The organism is Criblamydia sequanensis CRIB-18, from assembly GCF_000750955.1.
GTDB classification, from domain to species: Bacteria; Chlamydiota; Chlamydiia; order Chlamydiales; family Criblamydiaceae; genus Criblamydia; species Criblamydia sequanensis.
Genome location: NZ_CCEJ010000005.1, coordinates 111,619 through 129,932, shown reverse-complemented (window position 1 = coordinate 129,932; position 18,314 = coordinate 111,619). Strand labels below are relative to the sequence as shown.

Sequence of the window (18,314 nt, the reverse complement as noted above, 5' to 3'; positions counted from 1 at the left end):
GGTGGATTAGTGATTAAAAGTACGGAACGAGCGGACGTTTCAAGAAAGGATTTTTATCTAGAAGAGAGTTCAAGGGGTTTGCCTTGGAAACCCTTAGAGCTTCATTATACTTTTCTTGAAAAAGTGCATCTTAAGCTGAGCGAATGGTCTATTACCCAAGACATCACCTTTCAAGGAAAAGTTATCTTAGAAATCGAAGAAACCTTTTTAAACCCGGCCTCCGTTCATCTAGTGGGGCTCAAAGGTCTTAAAATAAAGAGCAACGCGATAGTAAATGAAGGCTTTTTAGAAACTGCAAGAGGAAGTTTAAAGCTCAAGTCCTCTTCTTTACGAAATACCGGAGAAATAGCCAGTTCTAAAAAACTAGTTATTCAAAAACCAAGTCCTGAAGAAATCCTTGCCTATGGCGAAAATTTAGGAAAGCTTTTTGGAAAAGAGGGTGTTTTCATTGAATTACCCGCTTTTAAAAATGAGAAAGAGATAAGATCGTCTTTAGGTCCCGTTGAAATCATCACTCAAGAAGACTTATCCCTTAGCGGTCTTGTTATTGCCGAAGAAGAAATTAAATTACTTTCAAAAAATGGCTTCATTTCAACAGAAAAAGCCCTTTTAATTACTCCTAAGAAAATTGTTCTTTCATCTCTTAAAGAAGGGGATAGGGATGTATGGGCCATTAAAGATGCCAATTCAATTTGGCATGCGAGTAAAGTTAAAATTAAAGCCAAAACCCCCGGCATTCATTTGTCAGGGACTCATGTGTCCTCAGGTTTAAAGATCGTTTCTTTAGGGATGATCAAAATTAATGACCTTATGTTAGAAGCTTTTAAAAATAGCTTAAACATTGATTCAAAAGGCAAAATCGAGATCATTGATTCAAAGATCCTCTCCGGCGCTACTCTAAAGACAGAAGACGACATTAGAGTTGAAAATTCCAAATTTTTAGGAAAATCTGATTTATTAAGTTTCGAAAGCTCTTCCACAGTAGGTTTAAAAGCCTCGCAGTTTAAAAATTTCGATGCGTTAAGAATAAAAAGCCAAACAACCCATATCTGGCAATGCTTTTTTTCTGTTGAGTCTTTGTCTGAAACATCGGTGAAAGAGCATATTTGGCAAAAGGTTCGTGTTTTTATTCAGGAAAACGACTTTTACTTAAAAGGCGGCCTGGCTGAGTTTACAGAGGTTAAAATCTATTCTAAAGGCTCGCAAAGGATGCGTTTAGAAGAAGCTGATTTCTTTCAAGTCGAGCAAAAATCCTTATCGGGATCCATTGCAACTGAAGTGTCAAAAGATAGCGCCTATATCCAAAGTAAAGCGGAAGCGAAAAAGGGAAATCTACTTCAAAAAGCTCTTAATCTAAAAATAAAAAAGACAAATTTTGTTGCCGGAAAAGAGTTTAAGCTAAAGGCTAAACATGAGCTAAGAGTCAAAAAAAGTGATCTTGAAGGATGGGAGAGTCTTTATCTTAAAAGTTTTATTCAACGCCTTTATGAAGTCGATTTAAAAAGCTATGGACTTTCTCGAATAAAAGCGCAAAAACTGTATAGCTTGCACCTTTTAGTTTTTTCTAAAAGTGAACTTGAGGTGGGTGTTTTAGAGGAAGCAAGTCTTGTAAAAGGAAATTTTAAAGCAGACAAAAAAATCTCTTTAGTCAGTCAAACTTCCTACCTAGATGTCAGTCAATCCGAATTTGTTACTTCCGCAGTTTCGCTTGAAGCTGAAGCTCAAATAGATCTTCCTGATACTAAATGGACGCTTAGCGGGAAAGCGCATCTTTTAAGTAAAAGCGGGCCGATAAATGCAAAGCAATCTCGATGGTCTGGCGTTGGGGAGGGGGAGGTTTATTTACAAGCTCTAAACGGAAGTCTAAATCTTGACTTTGCGACCATGGATTTAGCTCAAAAAATTTATGTTTTAGCCCTATTCATACATACGGAGGGAAGTCTTTTTAAAAATAAGAGGACTATTGATTTTGATGCCCGTCATTTGGCACTTAAAGATTCTAAATTTGAAAGCCTTTATGAAAATATTTTGCTCCAAGGCAAACAGTTCTTATTACTGGAAAATGTGGAAAGTAAAGCAATTCATGGAAAGATAAATCACCTTTCAGAAGGCTATTTCGATGAAAAAGAAGGGAATCTTGAAGCCGATCGCGTTAATAGAGCCGGAAAAAAGCTTTATCTTGAAAAAGTGACTGAATCGGCCAAATCTTTAGAAGTTTCAGCAGCCTCAGCCTCATTTAAAGAGTATTCTACTCGAACAGAGACGATGCAAATCGTTTCAGAAGAGAAATTACAAAGCAGAGACAGCCATTACGCTTCTTCTGAAATGGTTTTTAAAGCAAGCTCGCTTAGCCAAGAAAATGATGATTTACAGTTTTCGACTCTAAGCCTAGAAGCCGGAAGGGATTTAACTCAAAAAAACAGCTCTTTTGAGGGGACAAAAAGCCATGCAGAAGTGCTTCAAGGAGATGCAAGAATTGATAATTGCGATCTAAAACTTGAAAGAAGCGAGGTGACCTCAGATTCTCTTTCTTTTACTCAAAATAAAGCTGCAGGTTTCCATCTTTTTCAAACTAAAGAGAGTCAAACCCTAACAGGAAATACGTTTAGGGATTCCGATCTTTCTTTAGATAGCTTAGGAACCCTATCAATGGAGGGAAACAAGATTGAAGGGGAGGGCCTGGAAGCCTCTTCTAGGGCAGTAAGGTTAACTAATAATCAAATTGAATTGACCTCAAAATTGACTCTTAATGCTAATGCGGTCGATGTTGAAAAGACAGAGGCTAGAACTGAAAAAGGCATTTCAGTGACGTCTGTTGAAAAGTTGAGCATTGATCGCTCCACACTCACATCATCAGAAGCGGTTTCTTTAAAAGGCGAGAACACAAAAATTTCAAAAACAAACCTCGAATCTGAAGACTTGACAGAGATCCTTGGAACAAATGCGGAGCTCAAAGAAGTTCACATCTTGGATAAAGTCACCAAAATCGACTTTGAAAAGGCCTCTCTTGATGAAATTACCGTAAGAGGAGAACGTTTTGATATTAAAGCTCAAGATCTAGGAATAAAAGATTCGGAATTTACAGTCGATGTGATTTCAGAAAACGCTTTTCATTTGAATTCTTTAAGGACTCAAACCAACGCGAAACACCTTTCAAGAGAGGCTGAAAAGATGACCTTAACAAGAGGTCATGATACAGCAGAGGTTATCATTGAAAAAGCTAAAGAAGCTCATAAAGATTTTCACACCACAAGAGCTTATACCCTCGATGAAACAATAGACTCTTTAACTCTTTACCAAAGTAAAGTTTGTGTAGAAGAAGGAAAGATCGAAACCAAAGATTTTACGATGGCAGAGAGCCTTCTGCAATCTCATGACCTTAAGGTTTTGGGGGGCCACTTAGAAGCGGCAGAGAGTAAAATCGAAGGCAAAGTGTCTTTTGAGGAAGCTAAAGCCGAATTTTTGTCTTGCGAGTTAAGAGGGGAGACTCAAGTTAAAGGAGAAGAGGAAGTTAAGCTTCTCAACACCAAAGTAGAAGGTTCATTTGGGTTAGAAGGGGGTGAACTTATCGCCCCGGAATTAGAAGTGAAAGAAGGCCCTTTTAGCGCTAAAGGAAAACATCTTTGGATGCCGGGCCTTGAAGCTGATTTGGAAGAAAGTTTACATATCGAAACAGAGAAGAACGCCTCTCTTTCTTATTCAAACGTGGCTTCCAAAGATTTTTCAATAAAAGCGGACACCCTTCAAGCGAAAGAAATAGAAGCAAACGTAAAAGGCGAGCATCAGTTTATCACAAAAGGGACTCAGGATTTATATCGAGCCAAAATGAACTCTGAAAATCATTTAAGCTATCAAACCGAAGGGGTTCTCTATCATAAAGAAGCTGAAAGCAAAGCTAAAGCCACCACGGTTATTGCCCCCTTTCTTGATAATACTATGGGGGGGTTTGAAGGAGATTTAGAAGTTATAGTTCCTGACATTGAAAATAAAGGAGGAACCTTTGACATTTGCTCCAATAGCTCTTATATCGAAACGGATAAGCTTACTCACTCTAAAGATAGCAAAATAAAGGGTCCAGGCAGCCTTCAAATTGTAAGTAAAGAGCCTCATGTTGAGGAAAGCGAAGTTAAGATAGGAGGCAGCTATCAACTTCAAGCCCCAAAAATAAACATCGACACGGATTTAGAAGCCAACAAACTGCACCTACTTGCAACCCAAGACACTATTACCATAGAAGAGGGTCGGAAAGTTGATATTGAAGATGAAGCTATTTTAGAGGGCTTAAGCGTAAAGGTTTTAGGTACGCTTGAAACACCGGGAAGTCTATCCATTCATCAAAAAATCTTTTTAGCTTTAAAAAATGTCAGGGGGGATAAGTGTCTTGCTTTTTCCTCGGACTCTTCGATCACTTTGTTAGAGCCTGTAGTTACAAAAGGAACCTTTAAACTTATAAGCCTAGGAAACATAGCGACTTATGCTCCCATAACCGCCGGCGATCAATTTATCGTCAGTGGTCAAATAATGAATTTTTATAAGAAAATTGATGCCTCAGGAAGAGCTATCTTGCAAGGTAAAGAAGCCCATTTTAGAAGGATGGAGGCGTTTTTCCGTAAGGGCATAAACGCAGAAGTTGAAGATTTTATTTCTCATACAAGCGACCTCCATATTATTGGAGACCCGGATGAAGAATCCGTAATTAACACTCATCGCTTTATTTTGGAGAGCACAACTATCCCATGGGGAAGGGGCTATACAGCGTTTAGATACCCGCATACACCCTCGACCTTTACCCATGAAAATTCCAACCTTATTGTCAATGCTACAGAAATTGCCAGAAATTTAGGTTCTCACATTTTAGTAAGAGGCGGAGACTTGACTCTTACCGGAAAGGATATAGATTGTTTAAATTCCATGCACGTCCACTCCTGGTATGAGGAAGCCGGAACCTATCATACAAGAAGGTGCATGGGCTTTGGAAAAAAGAAAAAGCATACTTTATGGGTTCGAAGACACGTGTGGGTAGTCGACGGGCCCTCTCTTTTTGAAGTAGAGCATGTGTATTACATTAATTTAATCGGAAACCTCCGTAACAATGGCTCCATGATTGCAAGAAAGATCGTTCTAACAAAAGTAAAGGATCTTTTTGTCGGATTTTTTAATAGAACCGTTGAATCCCCAACAAGCTTACCCCCTAATCTGCCGCATATAGAAGGCTTGCCTGCACTTATTCCCGGAGGTCAATTTCAAGCAAGCGAAGAGATAGAGGGACGAGTAGAGGGCTTATTTCATCTGACCGGGGTTGCAGGCGCAAGAAAAGTCAAGCTGCATATCAAAAAGTTATTGCTAGAAGCGCTTGTGGTTCAAAGGCTAACTCAAGTGCCTCACTATAGGCGGTATGGACGAGTAAAGGTAAGCTCCGAAATCACGGAATGCGCGCAACCGGGGGGCCAGCTAAAGGGAGAAAAAATCAAGCTTACCCTTGATGAACCGAGCTTTAATAGAGGGGGGCAGATTGAAGCGAATAAATACCGTGTCAGAGGAAGTGATTTTACTCAAGAAGCTTTAGAGTTAAAGACTATCCATTACTTAGATCCAGGCAGAGTCTCGCCTTTTAGAAAGCTGGACGGGTTTTCGAGAAAAACGGTTTATCATAAAGCCACAACCAATGTCTACGATGCCAAAATGCATTGGGGTGGAACTTTTAAAAATATCGCTTCGGAAGTTGTAACCCATACGCTTTTTCTTGAGGCTATTGGAGATATCATTCAGGAAAACCGAGCAGCTGCCTTTACTCATACCCGCAAAAAAGGCTGGACTAAAAGTAAGGAGCTGCAAACCATAACCTTTGCTATCGCCTGCATTGTAGGAAGCGGCAGACAGCATTTAAAATCGCATAAAAATATATCGATTGAAGGGGAGCTTGGCAGTTACTTAGACAAGTTAAAGGTGGAGGCAAAAGGTCCTATCGAACTGCTTTCAAAATCTTATAAAGTAAGAAATAAGTATAAGGGGATTAGAGTAGGCATTGGCCAATTTCAAGCGCCTGTTGACACAATCGATGGGGAAGTGACTCTTAGACCTCATGTCTTTGGCGGAACAAAGGCTAGTTTTAAATCAGAAACTGCCTTTTTAGGGTTAGCCCCTTTCTTAGCGGTAGCCCATGGCAATCTAAAAATTAAAGCCCCAAAAACTACGATCAAAGTCCATAAGGAACATCACTCCCACCATACTAAAACCTTTAAAATTGGACTAAATGCCTTTGGACTTAATTTTTTAAGAGCGCTAGCTGAAGGAAATAAAGGAAGAAAACTTACTGAAAGCGCCCTTTCAGAAGTTCCTGCCCTTCATAGCCTCTATAAACTTGCTTCTTCCAAGTATGGGTTTGAAAGAGCCGCCAATCTTGTCCGTTCCATTATCCACGTTTGGAATTTTGCAAAAGATTTTATTAATGGCGCCTCTATTGGCCAATTGCTTGGGCTTGAGAATGAGAAAGGAGAATTTTGCCCAAGAGTTTATGTTGAAGCCGGAGTTTCAACTGTAAATAGAACTTGGACCGTTAGCCATCTCCCGGAAATTTTACTTCCTGAAGGCGGGTTAGATATTCTTTCCGACGATCAATATTTGGAAGGGATTCAGGGAAAAATCAAGCGCGGAAAATTAAAAGGTCGAAACATCCATTTAGAAGGCACTTCGGATACTTATCGAGAAAGAGGGAAGAGCGGAAGCTTAAGTGTCGGCTTCGGAGGATCCACAGGAATAGAATTTGGATTTGACATTGGAGACAGCCGAGCTAAAAAAGTCGTTCATATGCCTTTACATCTTGATGTAGAAGAGGAATTTGAAATCATAGCCAGCCGCGAACTCAAAGCTAATGGCTCTCAAGTAGAAGCCGGGCATTTAATCATAGATACCCCGAATTTATCAGGAAGATCCACCCAAGATACTTTTACAGAAAGCCATTTTAATTTTGGCCTCTCAACAGGCGGACGTATAGCGATAGGCGGGGGTCGAACTAATGATAAGGTGACTAATCACATCTCTTATTTTAGATCGAGAAATTTAGGTGAAATAAGGGGAGTTTCAAGCCTTTCTTTATTAGGTTTTTCTATCGAAAATATGAGTTTAAGCGAGGGCGCCCACCTCTCACATCAACCTCTTTATGATAGCAGCCGAAGTTATGGTGCGGGCGTTAACTTATCTTTAAACAGTTTTATATCTTCAAGTCAGAATCAGCGTCAAGGGCTTACCCATGTAGGAGATCTTTGGGTTCATGATCGGCGCCAAAAGGGCGTGACGCAAAGCACCTTTACAGAAGCGAATGGCAGATTTGATATTAATACAAACCCTAGCTTAACCCAAAATAGGGGTCCCATTAGAGAGCGTCATTATGAAGCCGCTTTAGTCAGTTTTGATTTAGAACGTTTAAGAAAAGAAGTTGAGAGCGTGAGGACCTATTTTCAAACTCCGCCTAATCGAATTCCGGAAAAAGAAGAAGCGTTGCCTCTTGAAACAATAGCGGACACGACCCCAAATGAAGAAATTCCAGAATTTATCCCAAGACCTCAAAAAAAGCCGGCAATAAAAAAGAAAGGCAGTGAAAGAAGCTTAAGCCAAGAGGAAAAAGAAGCGTTTGTCCAAGCTTTATTTCAACAAATGCTGCAAGAGGCAGGGGCTTTTAATGAAAAAGAAGAATCCCTTGTTGAAAAAGACATTCGAAAGTTAAAGGAGTTAAAAGAGCAAAACCCTTTCTGGATCATGAGCAATGAACAGATTCATGAAAGAATGGCTTTAGGAAAGATGTTAGGAGCTCCTTTACATGTGGTGGATGCTGTTCTTAATGCAAGCTTAAAAAGAATCGCTGAAAACGGGAAAAGAAGACATGATAGAAGAATAAGAGGTTTACGCAACCTTTTTAAAGCCTTTGGTTGGGTGGATAATAAGCCTCTTATGGAGAAAACAAATTCTTTAGCACAGCCAAATATTGGGCAAAAAACAAATAGGCTAGGGGAGCTTGCAAAGGCATTAACTAGCTATTGCCTTCAAAAAATGGGAAAGGAAGAATTTGCCCATCGGTTACTTAATAGCCCCTCTCATCAAGCGGAAAGAATGGAGCGAGAATTTTTAATCCCTCGAGAGGAGACCGAGCAATACCTTGAGCATGCTTTTTCAATAGGTTTAGTTGCCATCCCAATACCTGGAGGTGCAGCCTTATTAAGATTTGCGAAAGCACCGATCAATTCTTTTAAAAAAATTGCCGCTTCTCCTTTAGTTAAAAACCCGGTTAAAACAATCTCATCTGTTTCAAAGACGGTTATCAACCGTGCTTCTTTGGCAAATCAAAAAATAACAGGGTCTCTTCTCCCCTTTTTAAGAGAAGAGTTTGGCGGGGTCGAGATAGGCGCGTCTCTTAGAAAGCCGATAGCAAGAGCCTTGACACCAAGGGATGTGGGATTAGAAAAAGTCTTAACCAACCCCTATGTTCAACATCGTGCCAGCATCACTGTCACTGAAAATAGAGCAAAAGTAAAAATTGATTGGCTTGATGCTCCAAGGAAAGCCTTTTCCTTTAATTCATATAATGAGCATCTCTTTCAACTAGCTCACAAACATAAGGGAGTTAAAACCTTAGAAATTGAAATTCTATTTAGCAATAGGAATTTTTGTAAAAAGTGGCGAGAGCGCTATAAAAGGGAACTTCGAGAATATAGAGTCGTTGGGCCCAAAGAATTTTGCCGCTTTGAAATCCCTTTAATTAAGTCCCCTAAAAGAACGAAACAGGCTCTTAAATCAAAGGAAGAGTGGAAAGAAATTTTTAGGGGAAAGAGTTATGCCATTGTGGATGGGGGAAAAGGAAGCCATCTAAAGATGAAAAGAGCGAACTCTCCCATGGTGATTATCCCGGCCAATATGAATATCAATATTGAAAAAAGCTTAGGGAAAACTTTAAAGCAAGTTGAAGCCCTGGATGCAAAAAAAGCCTCAATAGAAAAAAGCCGTTTAAAAAAATTTATTGCGGATGAATCGGGGGCTGTTCCTATCAGAAGATTTAGGAAGCTGTTGCCTGGTGATGCAGGCCTTGATGCGGCCCTATTTAAAAAAGAGCCCTTCAAGCCGCAAGAGAAGATTTATGGAAGGATTTTACCGACTAGAAATAGCACCATGGTCGTGAAAATCTATCGATTTAAACTCCAAAAAGGAAAAGTTGATTGGATCCAAGCCAAAAGACACCTTCAAGAGATGGCCTGGGTGAATAAGGCAACTCATGTTCAGATAGAGTTTTGCCCTTTAACTTATTACCGTGCTGAAAAAACTTATCGACTCAAAGCAAGAGCCCCCTTAAATGAAAAAGCGGAAACTTTAAGCTTAGTAAAAAAATACCGCGATTTAAAGCTTAAAGATTTTGGGCTGCTTGAGGAGAACTTTAAAGAAGTAGTGTCAAATCACTATATCATGAACGGCACTATCGGGATGGAAAAAAGAAATTTAAAAATCTATCTCACAAACATTAAGGTTCCGGAAGAAGAAAAGTTAAACCTTTTTCAAATCTTTCAAAGTTTCAAACTGATTGCAAGAGAAAATGGCGCTAAAAAAATTATCATTATTTTTGATCGCGAAAGAAGGTTGACCGCGGAGGAAAAATTTGTAGGCTTTCAGTTAGCCTTTCCAAGAAATTGGAATAAAGCTCGAGTGACGTGGGAAATTCCGCTGGAAGAGGGCTCTTTAAGAAAGGTCACTAAAGTAAACTGCCGGGACCTAAGCTCTTCTGCTATCTATCCAAAGATTGACCCTCAAGAATTATTAGAAACCGGGAAACCTTTTTTGGAGAGGGCACGCAAGGTCGGAGACTCTTTGAAACATTTCTTTTTAGATGAAGGAGGAGCCATTGCTCTTCCCTTTAGAAGAGGTCAAGAATTTACACTGGTACAAGAAGAAATAAAGACTTTAAAAAATGTCTCAAAGACTGAAATTAAACCCTCTCCTGAAAATTACAGGGTGATAGCTAAAACGAACACCCTTGAATTTCAAGAGCTTCACCATCATGTGAAGGGCGCTGAAATTTCCTATGTAACGGGGGTTAGAAGCGATGGGGCGTTTATTGTGTTTGTTGAAAAACTCTCCAATAAAAATGAAATTAGGCTCACCCGTTACTATAAAAATGGTTTAGAGGAAGAGGCCGGCAGTCGGACACTTGAACTCCTAGTCGACCCAACACTAATTAAACGACTATTAACTCGTATAAAAAAAGAAGCGGTTGTACAGGGATGCAATAGAATTCTTTTGGAATTCCCTGCAAAATCGTTAAATAAAAAGCCCGTCAAAATAGGCTTTAATCACTTTGAGTACTTGGGACGAAAAAGTGAAAATTCTTTTGGCCTTTCGAGACCTAAGTCTGAAGGCGTTCACTCTTTTGAAATAGCTCTAAAAGAAAACAGCAGTCATGAGAGTCCATCTTTCTTTAAGAAGATAGTGGATAACTTAATGGCGGTTACACAATATAATAGGCTGGAACCTAATAGTCTATATACATCGCTTATAAAATCTAAAACAATCTTATTGAGACATATTACAGATATTTCACATTTTGGAAAGGAAGACATTAGCGTTTGGAAAGGTCTTATTAGTCAAAATGGTTTTATAGGCTTCACTTTTATAAAACAATATGAAAAGGGTGTGGTTGCCGAGTTACATTATAAAAATTTTATTGCCATAGTAAAACAAAAGATCTTTGAAGATTTTATTTCAGAAACAGTAGCTCTCGAGATATTGCATTCTTTAAAACTTAAACATATGCTCCTTCCGGAGCCTTTAGGGGTGGGCCAGTTTAAGGGAAAATATGTTCTCGCTAAAACTAAGCTAGAGGGAGATACTTTAAGAAACCATTTTAATCATCTAGCGTCACCTCTTTTAAGTTTTAGTGAACAGGAAGAACTCTATCTTGATCTTAAGAAAATGGCTCTGCAGGCCGGTAAAGCAATGGGGGAGCTTCGTCAAAAGAGCTTAAAAATGGAGGCTTCTTCCCATAGGGAATCTTTCCAACAATTTGCAAACCATATGCATCGAGAATTTATTACCTCTCAAGCAATCTTAAAAGGCTTAGGGGTTCATGTAGAAGAAGACGCTCTAATCTTTCTTGAAAGGCTAGCTAAAAAAGCAGACGAGAATCCACGCATGGTAAGTCTTGTCCTGTCGGATATTCATGGAGAGCAGTTTGTCTGGTGCAAGGAAAAATCTGCCTTTGGTTATATCGACTGTGAAACTTTGGTGAATCTTCTCGATATTGAAAAAAGACCTTTCTTTTATGCAGAAAAAGATTTTTATGATTTTCATGCCCTTTTTATAAAAAATGGAATGGATCACGGAATAAGTAGAGAAAGAATTGATGGGTTTATCGAATCTTTTAACCTAGGGTACTTTTCAGAATGTCCCCTGAAATTAAATAAAGAATACTCAGCTTTTTTTGAGATTGTAAAAGAGATTAAAGTTCTCAAACATATCGCTTACTTGCTCGGAGAAATAAAAAATATTTCTTATGCAAGGAACTTTATTTTGGAATTTAACGCTAAATACAAATTGCCGAAAGAGGAGAGCCGCTCAGAGTTGATTAATATCTACAAGAGGCTAGTGGATGAAGCGAAGCAACAAAAAGGAAAGAGTTCTGCTTTGATTCCACTTCTTGGCTTGGAGCGAGGAGATCAGGGGTGGAAAAGCGATGATGAGGTTTTTTATAGGGAAGCGTTGCTTAAGCGAATGAATGGGGGCGAGGAGTAACCCCTCGCCATCCGCAAGGTTTAGAGAATTTCAGCGGCTTTGGCCGCAAGCTCTGAGCGCTCAGTTTTAGTTAAAAATATTTGCCCATAGATTGGCTCATCGGCAAATTTTCCGACGACATAAGTTAGGCCATTGGAGTCTTTGTCAAGGTAGGGGTTATCAATCTGGGTCGGGTCTCCGGTTAAGATAACCTTTGTCTCTTCACCGGCTCTTGAGATAATCGTTTTCACTTCATGGGGCGTTAGGTTTTGCGCTTCATCGACAATAATGTACATTTTTGGAAGAGATCGGCCTCTAATATAGGTCACAGCCTCCAATTCAATTTTTTTACTGTCTAAAACCCATTGCAAGGTCTCTGAAGACTCATTGCCGGAAGATGAGCATAAAAATTCAAGGTTATCATAAATCGGCTGCATCCAGTGAAAGAGCTTTTCTTCCTTAGTTCCCGGAAGATAACCGATATCTCTCCCTAAGGGAACTACAGGGCGGCTGATAAGAATTTTAGTGTAGACGCCCTCATCGAACACTTTCCTAAGACCGCAGGCAAGCGCAAGAAGCGTTTTACCTGTCCCGGCAGTTCCAATCATGGTGACAAGCTTAATGTCGTCTCTTAAAAGAAGATCAACCGCACATTTCTGCTCAACATTTTTAGGATGGATCCCCCAAATGTTCGGAACTTTTAATAAAGGCTTTAATTTCCCATCCTTTTTGTCAAATTTAGCGACGGCAGAAGAATGTTCAGGAGAGGTCAGGACATAGTATTCATTAGGTTTAGAAACGAGATTTTCAAGCTTTAGGCTGCCGTCTTTAAAAAAGGTATCAATATTTATTTTTTCCGTTTCTATATGCTCAATCCCTTTATAGAGAACGGTATAAGCAAACTTCAAATTCTCATAATCTTCAGCTTCTATGCCAAGCGCTTCGGCTTTTATTCTTGCCGCAAAGTCTTTAGAGACGAAAACCACTTTTTGCCCTTCCGACTTTAAATGGTAGGCGCAAGCAATGATGCGGTTATCGCTTTTGGCAAGAGGCAAATGGCCGGGAAGCAGGGAATCATTTAGATGGATCGAAATAACAGCTTCATTCTCAAGTTCGATTCCCTGATGGAAATCTCCTTTTTTCTTTAGGCTCAAGTCCACAAGAAGGCGGAAGATGGCCCTTGAATTCTTCCCCAACTCATTGGGGAGCCTTTTCATCGTATCGAGCTCTTCAATCACAGTTATCGGGAGTATGATTTTAGACTTAGGAAATTTTAAGATAGATTCGGGGTCGTGGAGGAGGACGTTGGTATCTAGGACAAAGGTCTTATGGCTCAAATTAGGGCTCCTTAAACAAAGGTGTTCAGGTCATATGATAGTCAAATTCATTCTTATATCTTTTGGAAAAATTCCAAAAAAGTAAATTCAATAAAAGGAATATCACTAAAAAATAGCACTCTTCATTTTTGAGTGCTAAATAAATTGACACTCTTAGTCTTGCCTGTTATAATAAAATAAAAAATCTGGTAAATTAGGGATAGAAGAGATTTTATCCAAAAACTTTACAATAGGCTATTATTCTTCCTTTGTCAGAACGCCTATTTGGAGGGAAAATCATGAAAATTAATGAAAAAGTCTTAAGCATACCTCCTTACATTTCCACAAGTTGGAAGGAAGTCCGCTCCCTTAAAGTAGAACAATCCGAACTTTTAGTGATTCTCTTAGACCAAAGCGTTGTAAGAATCCCAAATCTTAGCGAAGAAACGCTTCTTTCGATCTTTGAAGCACATCAAAAATACCTGGAATTGCAAGTGCCTTCCAAGCTGGAACGAAAAGCTCCTTCTTCTTCACCTCTTGCCTTTTCAATGCTTGACCCAAGTCTGCAACTCTCTCAATCGAGCATGGAAACGCTTGGCACGGCCCTTCAACATAATCCCGAACTTGCCGATGCCCCCGATTTGCCCCAGGAAATTTTAAATAAAATCCAAATGGTGGTTAAAGTTTTGGCGCCAGAAGCGCAACTTGCAGAGCTTCATCAAGCGGAACCGCACTGTAATTGTCCCCATTGCCAGATAGCCAAAGCGATTCAAAAGGGTTTAACCCTCGAAGGTGAAATTAAAAATGAATCCGAGATCCATGATGAGGAAGTAGTCCCGGATGAGGAGCTTGTATTCGAACAGTGGGAAATACGCCAGACAGGCGAAAAGCTCTATGTGGTGATAAATAAACTTGATACTGATGAGCGCTACAGTGTTTACCTTGGGCACCCTGTAGGATGTACGTGTGGAAAAGAAGGGTGTGAGCATATCCTTGCTGTTCTTAGAAGTTAAGCAAAAGTTTAAATTATTGACTATGAAATATTTGTAAATTATTTTTTCATTTTTATTAATTTTTTTTCTTTGGTTTGCTTCCTTTACACCAAAAAGTTATAATAGTGTTAATAAGATAACACTTAATACAAAAAACCGGGTTTATTAATTAATTGCCCGTCCGTTAGTTATTGATTAACTCAATTTGAAGTTGCTTAAAGCTATCTTCGTGTTGAAAAATGTTTGCTTGACGAAAGGCTTTTCGCTTGCTTCATTTTTTAGGTTTTTCAGAAACGGACGGCAATTTTTATAAAACGATAGCAAGTTAAAAGCAGATAGTGCATTTTAATAAGCCTTCGGTACATAATAAATCTAAAGAAAAAAACAAAGTTAGCTCGCTTCTAATATTAAGGGCGGGCTTAGAACTGTAGGTTAGGAGGCAACTAATATGTCTTTTGAAAACGCCAAAGACAACTTGAAAGAGTTCGGCAAAGAGCTGGGCCTTGAAGGTTTGGAGTTTGATGAAAACAACACCTGTATTCTTGGAATTGACGATGAGTTTTCGCTACATATAACTTATGAGCCAAATTCTAAGAGACTTTATCTTTACTCACCACTCTTAGATGGTCTTCCAAGAGATGATAAGACAAGGCTTAAGCTTTATGAAAAACTCCTCGAAGGTTCCATGCTTGGCGGCCAAATGGCCGGCGGCGGTTGCGGTGTTGCTGTTAAAGAAGAGTTAATTCTTCTTCACTGCACAATTGACATGGAGCAAGCAGTTTCTGCAGCTCTTCGTGCGTTTGCTCCTTTATTTGTTGAAACTGTTGAAAAATGGCGTAAAATTTGCCGCGACATTTCAGAAGGAAGAGAGCCATCGGATACTCGGGGCAGCGGTCAGCCAAGTACTGGAACCGGTGTTGGAACTCCAAGACCCGGAATGTCCGGTAAACCTGGCGAAGGTTATATCAAAATCTAAGAAAAACTAAGCCTCCTAGAAATTAAAAAGGCTGCTACTAATTTAGTTTGTTGCAGCCTTTATTTTTTTCTCCTTTCTTTATCTCATATTTTCATGCTATGCTAATCCTTCCCTTAGCCTTAAAACTCAAGGTTTAAAAGCTCGGGATATTTTTTTTTAATCAGATTTAAGTTTTTTAGGCTTAAGGAGTCTTATATGATTATTCTGCATATTATGGGCCATCTTGGAGCAGACCCTGAGATGCGTTACACAACCAAAGGACAAAAAGTATGGACCTTGCGTGTGGCTTCAAAATCTCGTAAAGGCGGCCAAGAAGAAACCATTTGGTGGAGAATTACCATTTGGGGAGATGCTTATGATAAAATGCTCGCGCACTTTAAAAAGGGAAGCGGTATTTACATAATTGCTGAAATGAGCAAGCTTGAGATGTATACCGATAAGAACGGGGAAAAACAAGTTTCTTATGAAGCTACAGCTAAAAGCATCCATTTCCCGCCCTTTAGCGATAGAAATAATGAAGAAGGCGGAGAAGAGAGAAGAAGCGCTGCAGCTCAAGTGCCGGCTGCCGGTAAGTACTCCTCCTCTTCAGAGAACCCTTATACCCATCAAATTGCAAGCGGCAGCCGCGCAGAAAGTTTTGATGACGATGAACCGATGCCCTTTTAATTAATTTTTTATAGGTAGCAAAGATGAATTTTCTTAGAAGAGAACCTCACATCGCTCTTTCGGATTTTGTAAAAAATAAATCCTATAAAGGGGTTCTCATTCTCCCTTTTGCTATCGTTCAGAAAAAAGCGGTTCCCTTATTTTCAGATTTTTCGTTTAAGGAGATAGACCACCTTGCAAGCTTAGGGGATTTTCAAGCAAAAGAAAGCGAGATTTCTTTCTTTTACCCGATGAAGGGGCCTTTTGAGAGAGTTCTTCTTTTAGGCTTAGGTGAGATTGAAAAGGTCTCTCTTGAGACGATTCGTCGAGTTTTCGGAAGTTTGGAAAGATTCTTAGCTTCAAAAAAGTGGTTTCAGGTTCTTGTTCCCAATTTCCATTTGAAGGAAATTAGAAGAGAAAAGCTTCTAGAAGCTTTTTTAGAAGGTTTTTTGCTTTCCTCTTACCAATTTTCTTTGAAAAAGGAAGAGACTGCAAAGGAATACCGTTTGACTCTTCTAGATTTTGGCGTTTCTAAAAAATCGGTAGAAGAAATCATAGTCGTGATTAAATCGGTCTTTTTAGCAAGAGATCTTGCTAATGGAAATGCGGATTTAGTCACGCCCTCTTACCTTGCCAAAACAGCTAAATCTTTTTCAAAAGGGAATTTACGGGTTTCAGTTCTTGACAAAAAAGAGCTTGAGAAAGAAAAAATGGGGCTTTTACTTGCTGTTGGAAGAGGCGCTAAGGAAGAGCCAAAGCTTATCTTAGGGGAATATATCGGGGATCCTAAATCCAAGGATTTGATAGCTCTTGTTGGCAAAGGAGTCACCTTTGATACAGGCGGGCTTAATTTAAAGCCTTCAGGATCGATAGAAACCCAAAAAGCGGATATGTCCGGCGCCGCGGCAGTTTTAGGCGCATTAATTGCGGCTAAGGATTTAAAATTAAAAGTAAATTTAATTGCGGCCATACCAACCGCTGAAAATGCTATTGATTCCTTAAGCTATAAGCCGGGCGATGTTTATAAAAGTTTTTCAGAGAAAACGGTAGAAATAACCAATACGGATGCGGAAGGCCGCCTTATCCTTGCAGATGCTATCTCTTATGTGAAAAAGAAATACCCGATTACCCGTCTTATTGACCTTGCCACATTAACAGGGGCTATCCTCGTTACTTTTGGACATGAAGTTTCAGGGATGATGTCTAATGATGAGACCCTTTCAAAAGCTCTTATAAAAGCCGGAGAAAATACCTTTGAGCGTGTTTGGCCCCTTCCCATTTATCCGGAATGGCGGGAACTTTTAAAATCGGACATCGCCGATATAAGCAATTCCGGAGGCAGGCTCGGAAGCTCTATTACAGCGGCTTTATTTTTGAAAGAGTTTGTTCAAGATACTCCTTGGGCGCATCTTGATATAGCAGGAACCGCTTTTCTGCCGAAACCGGGGAAATATTGCACAAAAGGCGCTACAGGGGTAGGGGTCAGGCTTCTTATTGAATACCTTAAGCTTTTGCAAGCGAAACCTAAAGATCGTCCCAAAAAGTAGGCTGCCAATAACCGTCGCTTAAGTTTTCAAGGCTTACTCCTAAAAGACGAAGCGGGGGGGAGCCGGAATAAAACGACTCAAAAAGAGAAAATACAGCTTTTCTTAACTCATGATAGTTCTGAGTGAAATTTTTAAACGTATATGACTTTGTAAATGTTTTAAAATCAGGGTGTCTGATTTTTATAGAAAACCCTTTAAAACGTAATTTCCTTTCTTTTGCTTTTTCAAAAATAGCTTTAAGCTGATTCTCAAGGACCTCTTGGAGAAGCAAAATATCGGCGATGTCTTTATCGAAAGTCTCTTCTTTGCCAATAGATTTAGGAGACCTTTTTTCCCCTTCAACGACCCTTGGATCGCGTCCCAAGCAAGCCTTATGAAGGTAGTAACCTCTCGAAACTCCCATTAAATCGATCAACTTTTCAAGAGAAGCTTCCTGCAAATCTGAAATTTTAAAAAAACCTTTCTTCCTAAGATGCTCTTCTGTTTTTGTACCAACGCCCGGAAGCTTCCCGATATCAAGGGGTTTTAGAAACTCCACTTCCAGGCCTGATTTAATTTGTAAAAGGCCATTTGGCTTTTGGAAAGAAGAAGCCATTTTTGAAATCAGTTTGCAAGAGCCAATCCCGATAGAGGAAGTGAGCCCCGTTTTGTAAAAAATCTGATTCTTTATCTCTTGGCCTATTTCCAGGATATGCTCCTCATCCACAAAATTTGTAAAATCAAGATAAGCTTCATCAATGCTAACTATTTCAACGATAGGGCATACTTTTGTTAAGATTTTCATAATTTTTTCGGAGTAATTCTTATAAAGGGAATAATTTCCGGTGATAAAAATGGCCTTGGGACATAATTTTTTTGCCTCATGAAGAGGCATCGCCGAGTGCACTCCGTAAACTCTCGCTTCATACGAACAGGTAGAAACCACCCCCCTCCTATCGGGGTTTCCTCCGACGATTATCGGAAGTCCTTTTAAGTGAGGATTTTCCGCAATTTCGATGCTAGCAAAAAAGGCATCCATGTCGATATGGAGTATAATTCTCTTCATAAAAAATTATTTATATAAAGCAAACAAACTAAGTTATTTAAAAAA

The 18,314-nt window shown here is 39.5% G+C and carries 7 protein-coding genes; 5 read left to right on the top strand and 2 right to left on the bottom strand.

All coding sequences use genetic code 11. The features are described from left to right. Positions 1-9: 9 nt before the first annotated feature. Positions 10-11,769, top strand: a complete 11,760-nt coding sequence (locus CSEC_RS06505; RefSeq protein ID WP_041017641.1) for a hypothetical protein — start codon at positions 10-12, stop codon at positions 11,767-11,769. 20 nt (positions 11,770-11,789) lie between these two features. Here CSEC_RS06505 and CSEC_RS06500 read toward each other — a convergent pair whose 3' ends face one another. Next, complete coding sequence (locus tag CSEC_RS06500) at positions 11,790-13,085, bottom strand: PhoH family protein (protein ID WP_041017640.1); 1,296 nt, start codon at positions 13,083-13,085, stop codon at positions 11,790-11,792. A 278-nt stretch (positions 13,086-13,363) separates the two neighbouring features. Here CSEC_RS06500 and CSEC_RS06495 point away from each other — a divergent pair, with 278 nt between their 5' ends. The 4 genes from CSEC_RS06495 (at position 13,364) to CSEC_RS06480 (ending at position 17,224) form a co-directional block, all read left to right on the top strand. After that, a complete protein-coding gene (locus tag CSEC_RS06495; protein WP_041017639.1) occupies positions 13,364-14,077 on the top strand; it encodes a hypothetical protein in 714 nt (237 codons plus the stop codon). 427 nt (positions 14,078-14,504) lie between these two features. Continuing rightward, positions 14,505-15,032 carry a CesT family type III secretion system chaperone gene (locus CSEC_RS06490; protein ID WP_079977998.1) on the top strand — a complete coding sequence of 176 codons (528 nt, stop codon included), beginning with the start codon at positions 14,505-14,507 and terminating at the stop codon, positions 15,030-15,032. Between the two features lie 195 nt (positions 15,033-15,227). Then, the gene (gene ssb, locus CSEC_RS06485) at positions 15,228-15,698 is read left to right on the top strand and encodes a single-stranded DNA-binding protein (RefSeq protein ID WP_053331849.1); all 471 of its coding nucleotides are present in this window, start codon (positions 15,228-15,230) and stop codon (positions 15,696-15,698) included. A gap of 23 nt (positions 15,699-15,721) precedes the next feature. Further along, on the top strand, positions 15,722-17,224 hold the full coding sequence (locus tag CSEC_RS06480) for a leucyl aminopeptidase (protein WP_053331848.1): 1,503 nt from the start codon (positions 15,722-15,724) through the stop codon (positions 17,222-17,224). Here the strand turns inward: CSEC_RS06480 and dinB are convergent. Then, positions 17,202-18,269 carry a DNA polymerase IV gene (gene dinB / locus CSEC_RS06475; protein WP_041017638.1) on the bottom strand — a complete coding sequence of 356 codons (1,068 nt, stop codon included), beginning with the start codon at positions 18,267-18,269 and terminating at the stop codon, positions 17,202-17,204. The genes CSEC_RS06480 and dinB overlap by 23 nt on opposite strands. Positions 18,270-18,314: the final 45 nt, after the last annotated feature.

Bases quoted from the DNA above. Each gene is read 5' to 3' on its own strand.
- CSEC_RS06490 (WP_079977998.1), top strand. From the start codon at position 14,505: ATGTCTTTTGAAAACGCCAAAGACAACTTGAAAGAGTTCGGCAAAGAG.
- CSEC_RS06495 (WP_041017639.1), top strand. From the start codon at position 13,364: ATGAAAATTAATGAAAAAGTCTTAAGCATACCTCCTTACATTTCCACA.
- dinB (WP_041017638.1), bottom strand. From the start codon at position 18,269: ATGAAGAGAATTATACTCCATATCGACATGGATGCCTTTTTTGCTAGC.
- CSEC_RS06480 (WP_053331848.1), top strand. From the start codon at position 15,722: ATGAATTTTCTTAGAAGAGAACCTCACATCGCTCTTTCGGATTTTGTA.
- ssb (WP_053331849.1), top strand. From the start codon at position 15,228: ATGATTATTCTGCATATTATGGGCCATCTTGGAGCAGACCCTGAGATG.